This window comes from Anaerococcus hydrogenalis DSM 7454 (genome assembly GCF_000173355.1).
In the GTDB taxonomy this organism is placed as follows: Bacteria; Bacillota; Clostridia; order Tissierellales; family Peptoniphilaceae; genus Anaerococcus; species Anaerococcus hydrogenalis.
In genome coordinates this window covers 1-15424 of the sequence record NZ_ABXA01000049.1, presented here as the reverse complement: position 1 = coordinate 15424, position 15424 = coordinate 1, and the positions used below count along the sequence as shown (strand labels likewise).

General features: G+C 29.7%; 13 protein-coding genes. 7 read left to right on the top strand and 6 right to left on the bottom strand.

Annotation, left to right across the window (positions count from 1 at the left end):
• Entirely contained in the window at positions 1-1908 is a 1908-nt protein-coding gene (locus ANHYDRO_RS08915; RefSeq protein WP_004815898.1) for an ABC transporter permease, read from the top strand.
• Between the two features lie 441 nt (positions 1909-2349).
• On the opposite strand, the gene ANHYDRO_RS08910 is transcribed toward ANHYDRO_RS08915, so the two are convergent.
• From ANHYDRO_RS08910 to dinB, 5 genes are all read right to left on the bottom strand, one after another.
• Positions 2350-2742, bottom strand: coding sequence for an ATP cone domain-containing protein (locus ANHYDRO_RS08910; protein WP_004815897.1), 393 nt, complete (start codon positions 2740-2742; stop codon positions 2350-2352).
• A gap of 308 nt (positions 2743-3050) precedes the next feature.
• On the bottom strand, positions 3051-4502 hold the full coding sequence (gene guaB, locus ANHYDRO_RS08905; protein ID WP_004815896.1) for an IMP dehydrogenase: 1452 nt from the start codon (positions 4500-4502) through the stop codon (positions 3051-3053).
• An 8-nt stretch (positions 4503-4510) separates the two neighbouring features.
• Positions 4511-8179 (bottom strand): phosphoribosylformylglycinamidine synthase, encoded by a 3669-nt coding sequence (locus ANHYDRO_RS08900; protein ID WP_004815895.1) that lies wholly within the window; start codon positions 8177-8179, stop codon positions 4511-4513.
• Between the two features lie 9 nt (positions 8180-8188).
• Positions 8189-9694, bottom strand: a complete 1506-nt coding sequence (purH, locus tag ANHYDRO_RS08895; RefSeq protein WP_039914539.1) for a bifunctional phosphoribosylaminoimidazolecarboxamide formyltransferase/IMP cyclohydrolase — start codon at positions 9692-9694, stop codon at positions 8189-8191.
• A gap of 375 nt (positions 9695-10069) precedes the next feature.
• The gene (dinB, locus tag ANHYDRO_RS08890) at positions 10070-11269 is read right to left on the bottom strand and encodes a DNA polymerase IV (protein ID WP_004815892.1); all 1200 of its coding nucleotides are present in this window, start codon (positions 11267-11269) and stop codon (positions 10070-10072) included.
• 142 nt (positions 11270-11411) lie between these two features.
• On the opposite strand from dinB, the gene ANHYDRO_RS08885 reads away from it, so the two are divergent.
• The 6 genes from ANHYDRO_RS08885 (at position 11412) to ANHYDRO_RS08865 (ending at position 14934) form a co-directional block, all read left to right on the top strand.
• Entirely contained in the window at positions 11412-11810 is a 399-nt protein-coding gene (locus ANHYDRO_RS08885; protein WP_004817132.1) for a helix-turn-helix domain-containing protein, read from the top strand.
• A gap of 8 nt (positions 11811-11818) precedes the next feature.
• Positions 11819-12370: an ImmA/IrrE family metallo-endopeptidase gene (locus ANHYDRO_RS08880; RefSeq protein WP_004815890.1), complete on the top strand. Its 552-nt coding sequence runs from the start codon at positions 11819-11821 to the stop codon at positions 12368-12370.
• Entirely contained in the window at positions 12357-12920 is a 564-nt protein-coding gene (gene mnmM, locus ANHYDRO_RS08875) for a tRNA 5-(aminomethyl)-2-thiouridylate-methyltransferase MnmM (protein WP_004815889.1), read from the top strand. Before ANHYDRO_RS08880 ends, mnmM begins: the two co-directional genes overlap by 14 nt.
• 45 nt (positions 12921-12965) lie before the next feature.
• Positions 12966-13700 (top strand): S41 family peptidase, encoded by a 735-nt coding sequence (locus tag ANHYDRO_RS10965; protein ID WP_004815888.1) that lies wholly within the window; start codon positions 12966-12968, stop codon positions 13698-13700.
• Positions 13697-14299, top strand: a complete 603-nt coding sequence (locus tag ANHYDRO_RS10960; RefSeq protein ID WP_004815887.1) for a S41 family peptidase — start codon at positions 13697-13699, stop codon at positions 14297-14299. Before ANHYDRO_RS10965 ends, ANHYDRO_RS10960 begins: the two co-directional genes overlap by 4 nt.
• 77 nt (positions 14300-14376) lie before the next feature.
• Positions 14377-14934 carry a manganese efflux pump MntP gene (locus ANHYDRO_RS08865; protein ID WP_004815886.1) on the top strand — a complete coding sequence of 186 codons (558 nt, stop codon included), beginning with the start codon at positions 14377-14379 and terminating at the stop codon, positions 14932-14934.
• A gap of 49 nt (positions 14935-14983) precedes the next feature.
• On the opposite strand, the gene ANHYDRO_RS08860 is transcribed toward ANHYDRO_RS08865, so the two are convergent.
• Positions 14984-15424 (bottom strand): IS3 family transposase (locus ANHYDRO_RS08860; protein WP_004815885.1); only part of this gene is annotated, 441 nt, incomplete at its 5' end.

The window sequence follows — 15424 nt, the reverse complement described above, 5'->3', positions numbered from 1 at the left end:
ATGAATCTCCGAGATTTTGCTAAAAATAATATAATAAGGGATAAAGAAACCTACATTGGCTATTGGTTAAGTTGTATATTTACTGTATTTGTCTTTTTTATCTTTTCAGTAAATCAGTTTCACCCTGAACTTAATCAAGGTCCAGGAGCAGTTGCAACCATTATGGGGTCTGCGCAAGTAATAGTTGTGTTGTTTGCGATATTCTTCTTAGGATTATCAATAAATTCATTTTTAGCTAGACGTGAAAATATGTTTGGTGTTTTACTTATGATGGGAATGTCGAAAAAACAACTGCGTCGACTAATTATCATAGAAAATATGATAATTGGATTTTCAGCTATAATAGTAGGGATACTTCTCGGATTAGCGTTTGGACATATACTGGTCTTGTTGATGGCAAATATAATTAATCTAAGCTCAATCTCCTTTTATTTCCCTATCGAATCAATCATTGTTACAATTGTTGCTTTTAGTATTTTATTCTTTTTGATTGCATTCTTCAGATCACAAGTTATATTAAAAAGACCAATATATAACTTACTAGATGTAAACCAGAATGAATATGGCAGTATAAGATATTCTCGTTTTTTATCTATCACGGCTATAATCTTAATTCTCTTGGGGTACGCCCTAGCAAATATTCATCTAATCAATAGATTAATACCACAGGATTTTGATTTGCTCAATACTCTTCAAAACTCAGATATATTACACATTTTAATTGGTGGATTGGTAACAATTGGCATGTTCTTATTTTTCACTCAATTCTCTAAGTATTTTACAGACAAAGTAAGAAGAAACGAAGAATACTATCTGAAAGATACGAGAGCATTATGGGTTTCTGAGTTAAGATATCGATTATCCAGTAATTCAAAAACCATGTTTATTTCAGCATTGCTATTAACTGTAGCTTTTATTACTACTATTGGAACTATTGCCTTAAACTCTACTGCTGCCGATGAAGTTTCCGAAACAACTCCATTTGATATTTCTTATTTTTCGTTTCAGCCGAATGAAAAAGAAGAAGATAACATAGAGTTTATTAATTCTAACCTCAGTGAAGCTGGAATATCTTTTCAGTTAAATAGTGTACCTATTTTACAAAAAGGCGATAACGGGAGAGAGATTATCATTTCTCAAGAAGACTACAATAGTGCGTCTAATGAGAATGAAAAAATAGAACTGACTGGCAATGAAGTGGTATCACTATCAAATGGAGGTTCTCAAGAAAAAATTTCTATAACTGATAAAATAACAATTACTATTGTCGATAATCGCCCGAACATTTTTGATTCTTACCGTTACAGAGACATTTATGTAGTAAATCATGAGCTTTTTAGCCAATTAGCACAAATATACGAACATAAGCAAACAGCCTTTTTGTATCATTTTTCAGATACTACTACAGATGAACAAGCAAGGCAAGCAGCAACAGTTAATAGAGAAATTTTAGGGTCTGGTCGTTCTGAAGGCAATGATTTCCTCTTGATACAAAAAATTGAAAGAGTTGATTTAGAAAGATATACGTATCAAGTTTTAACGTACATTGGAATTATGCTAAGTGTAATCTTTATTCTTGCAGCGGGAAGCTTAATTTATTTCCGTCTATTAAGTAATATTAGAGGATCTAGTCCCACATATACTAACCTCTTTAAAATTGGATTATCTATTAATAAAATCCAAGAAGTGCAACGCAAGCAATTTACAATCTTATTCTTTGCACCCCTTCTATTTGCGATAGTCAATACGATTTTTGCGGTTAACATGTTATCCTATTTACTTGCAGCCTCCATATGGAAGCAAACTATTATGATTGCTTTAGTATTATTAGTTATTCAGATTCTATATTTTTACTTTATGAATAATCGTTTCAAAGCAAAAATCGAATTGATTCTAACTCAAAAATAACTATATAAAATATTTTTAGAGAAATCGATAAGAGCAACCTAGTAATTACTGAAAGGACGGACTATATTAGAACTATTGCTGAAAATTATTACTCGAATCGAAAGGAAATTGGAAATCAATAAACTTGAAACTATCACGACCGAAGTAGTTAAAGCTGTACGAGATACTCTAGTCATTTTAATAATATAAGTAATAGAAAAATAAAATGAGCCTTTCTAGGCTCATAGACTGTTGATAAAGTACACAAATCCTCATGCTAAGAATATCATACGGAAAAAATTGATTTGATCTCAAATTTAAAAATTCGTTAAAAATCGCACTGTATGAGCGTTAGCGAGTTTGCGATTTTAGAATTTTTAAATTTAGAAATCAACAATTTTTGGAGTCAGATATTCGTGCTTGAGGGTTTGTCTACGTTCTGTGAGCCTTTCTAGGCTCATTTTATTTGCTTTTAATATATGATGTATAGCTTTCTAATACTTTTTTGTAACCATCTTCTTCTAAGATATTTTCTACATATTCTTTTATAGTTGCTGTAGGTAAAATTCTGTGATGATTTTTCTTGATTATTTTTTCTAAATCATTTTTTAATATAGATATATCTGAAGTATTTAGTTCAATATTTCCATTTCTTGCTGCATTTTTTATAGACCTAGATATTTTTTCTACATCAAATAATTCGATTTTTCCGTTTCTTTTTTTAACGTATAATTTATTATCCAAAAAATTTTCAATTACCTCAACCTTGGCTCTATCCATTTGGTCAGCTATTTCTTCTATTGATAAATTTTTACCTTGGTAGTATTCAACAATTAGTTTTGTTAGATCTAACATAATTTCCCCCTAAATTTCTTCTTTATATATTATTACCCTAAAATAAAACAAAATAAAAGATTGGAATAAAATCCAATCTCAGACTGTTGACAAAGTATGCAAATCCTCATGCTAAGAATATCATACGTAAAAAATTGGTTTGATTTCAAATTTAAAAATTCGTCAAAAATCGCACTGTTCGAGAGCTTAGCTCGAGTTTGCGATTTTAGAATTTTAAAATTTAGAAATCAACAATTTTTGGAGTCCGATATTCGTGCTTGAGGGTTTGTCTACGCTCTGAGATTGGACAAAAACCAATCTTTTACTTATTATTTTTTTGTATAGTTTGGTGATTCTCTAGTTATTTGAATATCGTGTGGGTGATTTTCTACAAGGGTTGCTGGAGAAATTTTTACAAATTTTGATTTTTCTTCTAATTCATTTAAATTTGCAGCTCCAACATATCCCATACCAGAACGAAGTCCTCCTAATAATTGATAGATTACATCGCCAACATATCCTTTTAGGGCAACTCTTCCTTCTACTCCTTCTGGTACAAATTTTTTGGTTTCATTTTGGAAATACCTATCACTTGATCCCGATTTCATTGCTGAAAGTGATCCCATTCCCCTATATTCTTTGTATTGTTTTCCTTCAAATACAATTGTTTCTCCTGGGGATTCTTCTGTTCCTGCAAATAAGGATCCTGCCATTATTACACTTGCTCCACAAGCTAGAGCCTTTGTTATATCTCCAGAATATTTTATACCACCATCAGCTATTACAGGAATCTCGTATTCTTTTGCAGCTTTTACACAATCAATTATTGCAGAAATTTGTGGAACACCAACTCCTGTTACAACTCTTGTTGTACAAATAGATCCTGGTCCTATACCAACCTTTACTGCATCTACTCCTGCTTCTATTAAATCTTTTGCAGCCTCTCCTGTAGCAACATTTCCTGCTATTACTTGAAGATCTGGATATTTTGCTTTAATTTTTTTAATTGCAGTCATTACTCCTTTTGAATGGCCATGAGCTGTATCTACAGTTACAACATCAACTTTTGCTTCTACCAAAGCATCAATTCTATCCATCATATCTTGGGTAATTCCTACTGCAGCTCCAACTAATAATCTATCATGCTCATCTCTTGCAGAGTTTGGATATTGTCTTGATTTTTCTATATCTTTAATTGTAATTAGACCCTTTAATTTATAATCATCATCGACTATTGGGAGTTTTTCTACTTTTCCTGATTCCATTTTTTTAACGGCATCTTCCATAGAAATTCCAACATGACCAACAATAAGACCATCTTTTGTCATGATATCATCTATTTTTACATTCTCATCATTTTGGAATCTTACATCTCTGTTTGTCAAAATTCCTTTTAAAGTCATTTGATCATCAACTATTGGAACACCACTTATCCTATAGTTTGCCATGATTTCTAAAGCTTCTTTTAAAATATTATCAGCCTCTAAATAAAATGGATCTGTAATTACTCCATGTTCACTTCTTTTTACCCTGTCAACTTCTTTGGCTTGTTCTTCGATTGACATATTTTTGTGGATTATTCCTATTCCACCTTGTCTTGCCATAGCAATTGCCATTTTTGATTCAGTTACAGTATCCATTGATGCTGACATTAATGGTATATTTAATTTAATTTTTTTTGTTAGATTTGTTTTTAATGAAACTTCGTTTGGTAGGACTTCTGATGGTCCTGGAACTAATAATAAATCATCAAATGTTAAACCTTCTCCAATAATTTGCATAAATCCTCCTATTTTTTAAAATAATTAATTGCATTTTCAAATATTTTTTGTTCTTCTATATGGTAGATATTTTTGTATAAGTCTGAATCTAATCTTTCAACATGGCCCATTCTTCCTAAAATTTTACCATCTTTTGATAAAATTCCTTCTATATTATAATCAGACCCGTTTGGATTTGTATCATATACAGAAAATATTTGTCCATTTTCTAGTAAGTCCTTGTATTTTTCTTCATTTACAATAAACCTACCTTCTCCATGTGATATAGGTATTTTATATATTTTATCTAAATCTAATCCTCTTGTCCATGGGCTCTTGTTATTTAATATTTTTGTATCTACAAAAGTTGATATATGTCTATCGTTTGTATTATAAGTTAATGATGGGTCGTCTTCTTCAATTTCTTTTATTTTTCCATAAGGAAGAAGGCCTGTTTTTATTAAAGTTTGGAAGCCATTACAAATTCCTATAATTAATCCATCATTTTCATCAAGCATATATTCAATGGCATCTTTTATTTTTTCATTTCTTATAATATTTGCCAAAAATTTACCAGACCCATCTGGTTCATCTGCCATAGAAAATCCTCCAGGTATGGCAAAAATTTGTGAAGATTTAATAGATTTTGCCAAATTTTCAATAGATTCTTCTATGGATTTTTTATCTAAATTTTTAAATAAATTAATCTTAACTTCTGCACCATATTTTTCAAATACTTTTCTTGTATCCCATTCGCAATTTGTTCCTGTTACAGCAAGAATTGAAACTTTTACCTTCTCTACTGGATTTTTAGATTTTAAAGAAACTTGCATTTCTTTTTGGTCGATTTTTTCATAAGGAATTTCTTCTTTTGGAGCAAATATTTGGTCTAATTCATTTAAATATGATTTTTCTAATTTTTCTGTATCTAATTTTTCTCCGTTTACAATTAAATCATCAGAAAATTCTCCAATTTTTTCAACAAAATCTAAATCTTCTACATATTCAACCACAAAAGACCCAAATAAAGGATTATATAAATTGTCAAAATCTAGAGTGAAGTTAGAATTTCCAAGGGCTTGTTCATAAATATTTGCCAATATTCCCTTATTATCAAGGGCAATACTTGTAATTATTTTCCCCTCTCTCATTGCTTTTATTAATTTTTCCAACAAGTTTTTGTAATAATCAAGGTCAAGAGTCATATCTAAATTGTATTTTGCCCTAACAAGGCCAATTTTGCCTTTTCCTTTTAAATCATTAGATTTTATATTTTCAATATCTTCTGTTGTTGTAGCAAATGAAATTAAAGTTGGTGGAACTTTCAAATTTTCAAAATTACCACTCATTGAATCTTTTCCACCAATTGGAGGCATTTTGAAAAAGTTTGTTACTTCAAAGGCTCCCAAAAGTGATTTTAAAGGTTTGGACCAAGCTTTACTATTGTCCATTTTTTCGTAAAATTCTTGGAAGGATAATCTTATTTTTTCTAAATCACTACCAACAGAAACAATTTTGGCAATTGATTCAATAACTGCATAATATCCACCTAAATATTGACTTTTTTCTGAAATAAATGGATCAAATCCATAAGTCATAATAGATGCTGTTTTTGAAACTCCATCAAGTACAGGAATTCTTGCAACCATAGCTTGGGATGGGTTTACTTGTTTTTTCCCTCCAAGAGGTTGTAAAACTGTATTTTGTCCAATTGTAGAATCGAAAATTTCTATTAGATTTCTTTGGCTAATTACATTTAAATTTTTTATTTTCTCATAAAAATATTTTGGATCAGAAGATTTTTCTGTCAAATATTTTGGAACATCTTCACTTACAAATTCGACTTTTGCACTTCTATCTGCTCCATTTGTATTTATGAAATCATAGGAAATATCTGCAATTTTTTTGTCATCATAGAACATTCTCATCCTATTTGTGTCAGTAACCACACCTACTAGAGCTGTTTCTATATTTTCTTCCCTACAATATCTTTCAAATTCTTCCCTATCATTTTTATCAATTAAAACTGCCATTCTTTCTTGAGATTCTGAAATCGCAATTTCTGATGGCTTAAGGCCAGCATATTTTAGCTTAACTTTTGAAAGATCTATATCAATTCCATCATATAATTCTCCAATGGCAACTGAAACTCCTCCTGCCCCAAAATCATTACATTTTTTTATTAATTTTGAAACTTCTTCTCTTCTAAATAGTCTTTGAAGTTTTCTTTCTTCTGGAGCATTTCCTTTTTGAACTTGGGCTGATTCTGTTTTTATTGAAGTAATTTTGTGTGATTTTGATGAGCCTGTTGCCCCACCAATTCCATCTCTTCCAGTTCTTCCTCCAATTAATAAAACTATATCACCAGCTTTTGGAGTAAGTCTTTTTACATTTTCTTTTGGAGCTGCTGCTATAACTGCCCCACATTCCATTCTTTTTGCCTTGTAGCCTTCGTGGAAAATTTCTTTTACAAATCCTGTAGCAAGACCGATTTGATTTCCATAAGAAGAATAACCCTTGGCAGCAAGTTTTGAAATTTTTCTTTGGGCAAGTTTCCCCTCCATTGTCTTATCAACATCTTCTAAAATATTTCCAGCCCCAGTTATTCTCATAGCTTGGTAGACATAACTTCTTCCTGAAAGTGGATCTCTAATTGCCCCACCAAGACAGGTTGACGCCCCACCAAAAGGCTCTATTTCTGTTGGGTGGTTGTGGGTTTCATTTTTAAACATCAAGAGATAATCTTCAAGACTTTCCTTGCCGTCTTTTTCAACCCTAACTTTTACATAAACTGAACAGGCATTTATCTCACTTGATACTTCCAAATCATCAAATTCATTTCTACTTCTCATATATTTTGTAAGAATTGTACCAAAGCTCATAAGATTTATCGGTTTTTTGATATCAAGTTCATCTCTAATTTTCAAATACTTATCAAAAGAATTTTTTATAGCCTTATCAAGAGATGTTTTTGCCTTTATATCTATATCAAGATTTGTATTAAAGGTTGTATGTCTACAATGGTCTGACCAATAGGTATCTAAAATTTTTATTTCTGTTTCATTTGGATCCCTATTTTCTTTTTTAAAATAATCCCTAACCATTTTTAAATCATTATCATCCATGGCAAGGTCATGATCTTTAAGAAAATCTGAAATTTCCTCATCAGAATAATCTATAAATCCATTATAAACTTCATTTTCAAGATTTTTTTCCCTTTTTATATCCAAGCTTTCTGGCATTTCTTTTAAATCAATCTTGTGGCTATCAACTGGATTTACTAGATAATTTTCAATTTTTCTAAGATCATTTTCATTTAATTTTGAAAATTCATAAACTGTTGCAGTTTTACAATCTGTTTTTTCATCCAAAATTAAATTTAAGGTATCGATAACCCCTTGTCTTCTTTGATCAAATTGACCCGGAAGATATTCAACTGCAAGGGCAGACTCAAAAGAATTTTCAAGTTTTTTTGCCTCATCTTTGGCATAAACATAGTCAAGATTTCTTTCGGATAAGACATTATTAATTGCCTTATCCAAATTTTCATCGCTTATTTGAAGGTCATACCTATTATAAATGTTTAATTTTTCTACTTTTATTTTTAAAAGATTTTCGATTTCTTTTTTTACTTCCTTAGACTTATAATCAAACCTGTCTTTTTTTCTTACATAAATTCTTTTAACTGACTTTTTCATATCATATCCTTAATGTCTAAAGTGTCTATTATTTGTAAATACCATGGACATTTTGTACTCATTACATTTGTCAATTGAATCCTTATCCCTAATTGATCCACCTGGTTGGATGATTGATTTTACTCCAATTTTGTGGGCAAATTCTACGCAATCATCAAATGGGAAAAAGGCATCTGAAGACATAATAGAATCAGTAAAGTCAACATCTGGGTGGTTGTTTTTGATTGATTCTAGGGCCCAAATTCTTGAAGTTTGTCCACAACCAACTCCCAAAGTTTTTCCATCTTTAACAATTACAATTGCATTTGACTTGGTGTATTTTACAACAGTCATGGCAAATTTTAAATCATCTATATCTTTTTTATCTGGTTTTATATCAGTTACAACTTCAAAGTCATCTTCTTTTGTGTCCCTATCTTGAACCAAAACTTTTCCTTCCAAATATTTTACATCTTCTTTTACAAAATCTTTTGAAAGGTCAACTTTTATTAGACGGATATTTTTCTTTTTAGATAAAATTTCCAAAGCCTCTTTTGTAAAGTCGTTTGCTGCAACAATTTCAAGGAAAATTTCACTCATCATACTTGCAGTTTTTTCATCGACTACTCCATTTAAAGCAACAATTCCACCAAAAATTGATAGGGAATCAGCTTCGTATGCTTTCTTGTAAGCATCAAAGGCATTTTCTCCAATAGCAGCACCACAAGGTGATTGGTGTTTCAAAGCAACACAAGAATTTTCACCAAGTTCTTTGGCAAGTTCTAAGGCAACATTTAAGTCATTGTAATTGTTAAAACTCATTGCCTTTCCATGTAAAATTTCTATATCTTTCAAAAGGCCCTTTGCATAGGTATCTTCATAAAGACTTGCACTTTGACTTGGATTTTCTCCATACCTTAAATCTTCAATTTTTCTAAGACCGTAAGTTTTGTATTGGCAATCTTTTTTAGTCAAATCTTTAAAAAATCTTGAAATTACACTATCATAATAAGCTGTAAGAGAATATGCCTTCATAGCCAAATATCTTCTATATTCTAAATCAAGATCATTTTTTTCTAATTTATCCAAAAATTCATCATAATCACTAGGATCAGTTAAAATAATGCAATCTTTGTGATTTTTTGCAGCAGACCTTATTAAAGTTGGTCCCCCTATATCAATATTTTCTATAATATTGTCAATGTCATTAGTCTTTAAAGATTCTTCAAACTTATATAAATTTACAACAACTATATCAATATCTTTAATATTATTTTCAGCAACAGTTTTTTTATGATTTTCGTCATCTCTTTTGTAAAGAATTCCACCATGAACATAAGGAGATAGGGTCTTTACCCTACCATCTAAAATTTCTGGAAAATTTGTTATTTCCTCAATTTCTTTTGCATCTACTCCATTTTCTACAATTTTTTTGTATGTACCACCAGTAGATACAATTTCAACGCCTAGTTGATCCAATCCCTTAGCAAGTTTTTCAACATCTTTTTTATCTGTAACAGATATTAAAGCTCTCATTCTTCCCTCCATATTATAATTTTAAGATTTCAGTCTAAATTAAAGACAAGAAAAGGGAAGCTAATTATTAATTAGCTTCCCTGACAAAACAATACTACATCCATAGACATATTTGGGCATAAAAAAACGCAAAAAGGTCTTAGCCTTTCTATTTTTTTCATAGATAAAATTGTATTTACAAATTTTTTAACTTTAAAAATAAATCTCATCATTATTCTCCCAACTTGAATGTAAAATAATCATACCATAGTTTTTTTGAAAATTAAAGATGTATTTTTTGTTTTTAAGAAATTTATTAAATTTTTTCAAATAAAAAATAGGACTTACATCCTATTTTATCTAATCCTTCCATTTGGAAGAGTTACTATTTCTGTCTTATCTGTTGGAAATTTTTTTATTATTTTTTAAAGAGGCAAATGTTAAAACATCCTTATTATATTTTTTTCTTATATCATAAATTGCCTTATCCAGATTTTCTTTTTTTATAATTTTTTTATAATCTGAAAAAATATCAGTTTGGGCAGGAATTTTATCATCAACCAAATTTATAGCCCTAATCCCAAGTGCCCTTATGGGAAAATTCCACTTATATTTTTTCTTAAAAAGATCTATTGCTTTTTCTGAAAGAATTATTGAAGATTGGGTGGGATTATTTATTGGACTTTGAAATTCATAGGAAAATAAATTATTATCCCTAACAAAAATATTTACCCCCATAGAAGAAAGATTAGCCTCCCTTAATCTTTTGGAAACATTTAAAGATAAAATTTGAAAAATGTTATAAACTTCCTCATTAGTGTACAAATCTTCCACAAGAGTCGATGAATTTCCTATTGTTTTTATAACTTCCCTATAAGAATAATCTTTTACCGGCCTATCATCAAGACCATTTGCGTATTGCCATAAGTACAGACCATTTATGCCCAAAATTCCCCTTATTGCATCAGAATCTGTTTTGGCAAGATCTCCCAAACTATAAATTCCTATTCCATTTAATTTTCTTTTTGTTGCTTTTCCAATGCCTATTATTGAAGAAATATCAAGAGGCCAGACTATTTCTTTAAAATTTTCTTTTTTTATTAAAGTTGTTGCATCAGGTTTCTTTAAATCCGAACCGAGTTTTGCAAATACTTTATTAAAAGAAACTCCAACACTTACAGTAATTCCCAATTCTTTTTTCATCCTTTCTCTTATTTGATTTGCAATTTCTTCCCCACTTCCAAAAAGTTTTAAACTTTCGCTTACATCAAGCCAACATTCATCAAGGCCAAAAGGCTCCACCCTATTTGTATAGGAATAGTAAATTTTTCTGGCCTTTCTTGAAAATTCTAAATATTTTTCGTAATGAGGAGGAACTAAAATTAAATTTGGACATTTAATTTTCGCCTGCCAAATCGCCTCTCCTGTTTTTACCCCCATAATTTTTGCCTCCTGACTTTTTGCGAGAATTATCCCATGCCTATTTCTTGGATCTCCACAAACTGCCATGGCCTTATTTTTTAATTTTGGATTTAATTTTGCCTCGATTGATGCATAACAAGAATTCATATCTGAATGTAGGATTGTTCTAAGCATTTTTTCCTCCTTGAACTTAAATGACTCTTATTGTATAATTATGACAGTGAATGACTTAATTAGATTTTAAGACGCTTAATGTCTTTTGTCAAGACTTTTAACGACTCTAAGTCTTTGAGTGTCTTTTAAAAAAGGAGAAAATATGAGTTTTGGAACTAAGTTAAGACAACTTCGAGAAAGTAAAAATTTGACTCAAGATCAGCTTGCAAAGCTTGTTGGCGTTTCTTTAAAAACAATCTCAAGATATGAAATGGGAGAATCAAAGCCAAGATATAGGAAGGTTTATGATAAGCTTGCAGAAGTTTTAGATACTAGCCATGATTACCTTGTAACTGATGAGGATAATTTTATTCTTGATGCTAGGGAAAAATATGGTTATAAGGGAGCAAAAGACGCCAAGGAAATGGTTGATGGGGTAATCGGCCTTATGGCTGGTGGAGAAATTGATGAAAAAGATAAAAAAGCAATCCTAGATTCTATCCAAGAGGCTTACTATATAGCAAAAAATAAAAATAAAAAATATAATCCCCACAAGGATTAGGTGAAACTATGTCTTTTTTGTATGATCAAATTTATGAGGATGTAAAAAATTTAATTAAAAAATATGATAGCAGGGATCCTAGGGAAATTTTAATCCAAAGAGGGGTAAATATAATTGCCTTTAAGGAAAATACCAAACTTTTAGGCATGTATAAAATCATAAAAAGAAATTCCTTTGTTTTTTATAATCCCTTTGTTGATAAAAGAATTCAAAATATGGTTTTTGCCCATGAATTGGGCCATGATATCTATCATAGGGACATGGCAAAAAATGAAAACCTAATTGAGTATGAACTTTTTGACATAAACAGTGAGATGGAATTGTGTGCAAATATTTTTGCAGCCCACCTTCTTTTGGATGAAAATCAGTTATTAAAGGATATAAAAGAAGGCTATACTTACAACCAGCTTGCATCAATTTATAATGTAAATGTGAATCTTATGATTTTCAAATTAAATGAGATGCATAGGATGGGGATAAAAATAAGAAAAGAAGAGGCTGATTCAAGATTTTTTAGAGATATTAACGGTAAGGATATGAGAAACCATGAAATATATTGATGAAATTATAAATAACCCAGTAAAACTTTCCCATTATATTATAGAAAATAGGATAGGAAATAAGATTAATGCCTGCGATATGACAGCTGGAAATGGATACGATTCAAAATTTATCTTGGATAAGAAAAATCCACAAATTTTGTATGCTTTTGATATCCAAGATTTGGCGAGGAAAAATACCCTAGATCTTATTGGAAATAATAATAATTTTAAATTTATCCTAGATGACCATAAAAATATAGAAAATTATATAAGTGAAAAAATAGACCTTTTTATTTATAATCTTGGTTTTTTGCCAAAGGGAGATAAGTCTATAACTACAAATTATAAGTCAGTCATAGGCTCTTTAAAATCTTCTTTAAAACTTTTAAATAAAAATGGTCTTATTTTAATGACTTTTTATCCAGGTCATGATGAGGGGAAAAGTGAGGCTAAATATGTTGGAGAATTTTTGAAAAGTTTAGATCAAAAATTATTTCAAGTTATCAAATATGATTTTTATAATCAAATCAATAATCCTCCCTACCTTGTTTCTATAAGAAAGCTATAAAAGATTTTTTTTATTTGTTATAATTAGAAAAGGAAAGGATATTAGATGAAAAAAAGAAGATTTTTTACTTTTGCTGTAATTTCAATTTTACTTATTCTTACTTTTTTAAATTTTACAAGTCCCAAAAATGCAAATAAAATTGACCTGCCTAGTCTTGAAGATAAAAAAATAGAGGATTTATCAAAAGACCAATACTTGGAAGATTTTGATTTTGCCTATAATATTTTGGAAACTTATTACCCTTATTTTGATATAAATAAGAAGGTAAATAATATTGACTGGCTAGAAAAGAAAGATTCCTATAGAAAATACATTGGAAATTCAAAAAATGATGTGGATTTTAGTTTGAGGATGAATAAAATCCTATACGAGCTTAACAATGACCACACCCAATTAATTGACCAAAACCAAGCTGTCTATATGTATATAAACTATTATAAGATGCCAGAAAATGATTGGCGCCATGATATAAGTCATATTTATGAGAAAGAAAATGTAAGAAGAAGATATAGGCTAGATAATAAAAAAATAAATAATTATTTGGAATACAACCAATACGAGATAATGTCAAAAATAAATCAAAAAGATATCCTAGTTGGAAAATCTAAGGAAGGATTTTCTAATATAGAAAATTTAAATGAAGAAAATATAAGCACCAAAGAAATTAATAAGGACCTTGCCTATATAAAAATAAATTCCATGCTTAATTATGACTATTCTAAAAAAGACCACAAAAAGATCAAATCCTACCTTAAAAAAATAAAAATAAAAAGGCTTTGATTATTGATATTAGAGGAAATACTGGTGGAGATTCTAGGTATTGGCAAGATTTTCTTCTTCCAAGTATAATTGACAAGCCTTATTCAACAAACTACTATTCCTTTATTAAAAATGGAGATTTGAACAAGAAGGTCATAAGTCAAGAAAAATACAAGGAAGGAGTTAGCGAATTTTTAAATGAAAGTAATTTTTCAAATGAAACAAAGGAAATTCTTTCAAAATTTGACTATTATACTAACTATCCAATTTTAGTTAATCCTAGTGAAGATTCTATAAAATTTAAGGGCCATATTTATTTGCTTATAGATTCAACCGTATATTCTTCTGCTGAAATGCTTGCATCTTTTTGTAAAGAAACAAAACTTGCAACTTTAGTTGGAAGTCAAAGCAAGGGTGATGGAATTGGAACTGATCCTTTGCAAATTGATTTACCAAATTCAGGATATGTATTAAGATTTCCAAAAGAAATTGGATTAACAGAGTCAGGTTATATAAATGAAATAGAAAAAACAAATCCTGATATAAACATTGATTCAAATAGGTATGATGACATTAAAGATCAACCAATAATACAAAAAATAATCGAAATAGAAGGCTAAGGCCTTCTATTTGCTTATAAAGAAATAACAAGTATAATTTTTCGTTGACATTTTTTCAAGAAATTTAAGGAGTAATAATGAGTCTTTTTTCAATTTTAATACTAGCCATAGGTCTTAGTATGGATGCTTTTGCAGCAAGTATCTGCCAAGGTCTTCAAATAAAAGAAACAACAATCAAAGATACTCTTAGTATTGGTCTTTGCTTTGGAATATTTCAAGGACTAATGCCTATTTTGGGATATTTTCTTGCAGCAAGTTTTGCAAATTCAATCAAGGCCATTGATCATTGGGTTGCCTTTGTTTTATTATTTATAATTGGTTTTCAAATGATAAAAGAATCAAGGGATGCAAGCTGTGAAATAAGCCACGGCCTAAGCTTAAAATCTTTACTCTCTCTTGGTATAGCAACCAGCATTGATGCCATGGCAGTTGGAGTATCATTCGCATTTTTAGATGTAAATATTTTCTCATCAAGCTTAATAATAGGATTTACAACTTTTCTCCTCTCTTCTGTAGCCTTTAAAATCGGAAACAAATTAGGAATGAGAAGTAAGCAAATATCAGAACTTGTTGGAGGAATAATTTTAATAATTTTAGGATTTAAAATTTTAATTGAACATTTATTTTTCCAATAAAAAATTGCAAGGATTTATGATGTAGTACCCGTAAAACTGGACACAATATTTAATTATTAGTTGTAGTGGATGCTAACCTATATCTTGTAGGTGGCATCCATTTTGTTTTCTCCTGAATTCTTTCGTTATTGTAATAATAGATATATTTTTCTATTGCTTCCGAAAATTCTTCAAAAGAGCTATAGCTCTTTTCGTAACCATAATAAACTTCATTCTTTAATCTTCCAAAAAAAGTTTCTATAATTGAGTTATCATAACAATTACCTTTTCTTGACATTGATTGAATTATACCATGTTTCTTAAGTTCATTTATATAATATTTATGTTGGTATTGCCAACCTTGATCTGAATGTAATATTAAGTTGTTTAGTTTTGGAAATTTATTAAATGCTTTTGTTAACATATTATATATTTGTTTTAAATTAGGACTTAAGGATAAGTCGTAAGAGATAATCTCATTGGTATACATATCAAGTATTGGAGAAATGTA

Coding starts and splice junctions, on each gene's coding strand:
- ANHYDRO_RS08885 (WP_004817132.1), top strand. CDS start 11,412: ATGAGTTTTGGAACTAAGTTAAGACAACTTCGAGAAAGTAAAAATTTG.
- ANHYDRO_RS08910 (WP_004815897.1), bottom strand. CDS start 2,742: ATGTTAGATCTAACAAAACTAATTGTTGAATACTACCAAGGTAAAAAT.
- ANHYDRO_RS08915 (WP_004815898.1), top strand. CDS start 1: ATGAATCTCCGAGATTTTGCTAAAAATAATATAATAAGGGATAAAGAA.
- ANHYDRO_RS10965 (WP_004815888.1), top strand. CDS start 12,966: ATGAAAAAAAGAAGATTTTTTACTTTTGCTGTAATTTCAATTTTACTT.
- ANHYDRO_RS08865 (WP_004815886.1), top strand. CDS start 14,377: ATGAGTCTTTTTTCAATTTTAATACTAGCCATAGGTCTTAGTATGGAT.
- mnmM (WP_004815889.1), top strand. CDS start 12,357: ATGAAATATATTGATGAAATTATAAATAACCCAGTAAAACTTTCCCAT.
- guaB (WP_004815896.1), bottom strand. CDS start 4,502: ATGCAAATTATTGGAGAAGGTTTAACATTTGATGATTTATTATTAGTT.
- purH (WP_039914539.1), bottom strand. CDS start 9,694: ATGAGAGCTTTAATATCTGTTACAGATAAAAAAGATGTTGAAAAACTT.
- ANHYDRO_RS08880 (WP_004815890.1), top strand. CDS start 11,819: ATGTCTTTTTTGTATGATCAAATTTATGAGGATGTAAAAAATTTAATT.
- dinB (WP_004815892.1), bottom strand. CDS start 11,269: ATGCTTAGAACAATCCTACATTCAGATATGAATTCTTGTTATGCATCA.
- ANHYDRO_RS08900 (WP_004815895.1), bottom strand. CDS start 8,179: ATGAAAAAGTCAGTTAAAAGAATTTATGTAAGAAAAAAAGACAGGTTT.